Genomic DNA, 2,130 nt, shown 5'->3' on the forward strand with positions numbered 1-2,130 from the left:
CGTAACGGCTGGCGAGTTTACCCTGTGTGCGGTAGATTTCGCGGTGCAGCTTGTCGCGTTCGATGTCGGTGATGACTTCGTCGTCGAGGCTGATTTGGTGCAGGTGGCCGCTGCCGTAATACAGGTAGTTGATTTGTCTGCCGTCGGGCAGGACGGTGGCGGTGCGGTTGCCGTTGAAATCGTAGTGGTAGCGGACGGTTTCGGTAACGGGCAGGTACAGCATGTCGTACTGCGCATCGCGCCAGTCGGTTTCGGGCAAACCGTTTCGGGCGTTCTCTTCTTTGTTCGGCACCTTCCATTGGTGCTGGGCGATGAGTTGGCCGTTTTCGTTGTAGTCGAAGCAGAGTAAGGGTGGGACATAGGCAAGGTCGTCTGAAAATTGATTTCAGACGACCTTGATGTTTGGAAGGACTCAACCTAACCTACGTTTGTCATAGAGAAAAGTCCATCTAACAATTTCTATGATTTATTTTAATCCCAATAACTATCTAAATTGTTTAATTTCTTCCACTCCCCCAAAGAATAAAGAAAAGGCAAAGAAAAATTTTCCAATATTTTGTCCTTTAAGTTTTCTGATACCATAAATGCTCCTGAATAATTATGTTTGGAAGATAATAAAATATCCTTATCTGAATTAGTATATGCTTCCAGCGAAAAATCTTCTTCATCTAATTCTAAATCTGGATAAACAATCTCATCCTCAATTTCCCAATCAATTATTCTTATCAAATAATAGGTTTCATTCGTCAAGAGCTCTCCTTTGGTATTGACAATAATCACTTTGCTCATGCCAAAATTATGACTAAACCCGTATTTTTTAATAAATTCTAAAAAACGTGCCGACATAATAAAGAAGTCATTATATGGTAGAAAATCAAAAGTAACGTCTCGGGCTTTTTTCAAGCATATATACACTTGTTCAGGCATTGGGGGAATTTTTTGACCTTTTAGGAACCAACTCCATGGAAAATCAAAATCAGGATGCGTTTTTTTAGGGTTAAACTTCTCTGATATACCTAGAACTCCACTGCTTACTCGTGGCAACCCCATTTTTTCTGCTTTATCCATGCTTTGCAGAGCATATCCCCACACTAATAATTTTTTCATAATATCCTCTTAAGCTAATCGTTTTGGTGAGTTGGCAGATCCACATCCTCCAACGGATATGGACTTACTCAAACGTTTTTTCAACCTTTCTTGTAAATCCTGTACACGTTGTCGCGCTTGTTCTGCTGTAATTTTTCCTTGTTTGAATTCTTTTCTTATTTTTTTCAATTCGCGACTTACGCTGTCATTGTAATTATTGTGTGAACCGCGATGGAAAAATTCTCTAAGTGAGCTTCGAGCATCTGCTTCAGTTGAATGCATATACAAACCATTAGTCCAACTATCTCTGCCTAATCCTTTGCCCTTCATACCAATAGCGTTAAAAAATGCTTTGTTTTCTTTCCAAACTGCCTGTGGAATCAAATGATGTGTTTGCCAAGAAGAATTTGGACGAAACATGTTTTGAGACTCCATACTTAGACGTAACTTGTAACCACTTTCTCCCAATGGATCCACCCAATCTTGTGCATTAGGTGCAAACCAATACAGATTTTCCCCACCCATCAATCCAATCGGATCCTGATTCACAAACCTACCCGCATCAGGCTCATAATACCTGAAGAAGTTGTAATGCAGCCCCGTTTCTCGGTCGGCATACTGGTTTTGCAGGCGGAAGGGTTGGTATGCGCTATCCGTTACCTTAGTTTCCTCTTTCAGACGACCCCAGCCGGTGTAATTGCCGAACCACAGCAAATTGCCGTCTTTATCGGTCATCTCCCTAGGGATGCCGATTTGGTCGCAGTGGAAATAGCGGGTTTGTTGTCGGCTTTCGCCGTCTTCAGTTGTCCAATCGCGGACTTGGGCTAAAGGCTCGTAGGAATCTTGATCGGTATAGATATAGGTATATCTGCCGTCCGAGTGGATTTCTTGCAAGAGGTGGCTGCCGTCCCAAACGAAGCGGGTTTGGTTTTCAAGGTCGTTCCCGCTTAAATCATGCGGGAATGACGTTTCCGAAACTTCTTCGTTTTTCAGACGACCTTTGCCTATCCTTCTGCCCAAGGCATCGTAGGTGTAGGACCTAAG

General features: G+C 42.8%; 2 protein-coding genes and 1 pseudogene. All 3 read right to left on the reverse strand.

The features are described 5' to 3' along the window. A pseudogene (locus HMPREF1028_RS12720) lies at positions 1–343 on the reverse strand (RHS repeat protein); the annotation flags it as partial. A 128-nt stretch (positions 344–471) separates the two neighbouring features. After that, the gene (locus HMPREF1028_RS12725; RefSeq protein ID WP_009313171.1) at positions 472–1,107 is read right to left on the reverse strand and encodes an Imm43 family immunity protein; all 636 of its coding nucleotides are present in this window, start codon (positions 1,105–1,107) and stop codon (positions 472–474) included. 9 nt (positions 1,108–1,116) lie between these two features. Beyond that, the coding region (locus HMPREF1028_RS14210) for an RHS repeat-associated core domain-containing protein (protein ID WP_009313172.1) at positions 1,117–2,130 on the reverse strand (1,014 nt) is incomplete at its 5' end.

It is taken from the genome of Neisseria sp. GT4A_CT1 (genome assembly GCF_000227275.1).
GTDB lineage: Bacteria > Pseudomonadota > Gammaproteobacteria > Burkholderiales > Neisseriaceae > Neisseria.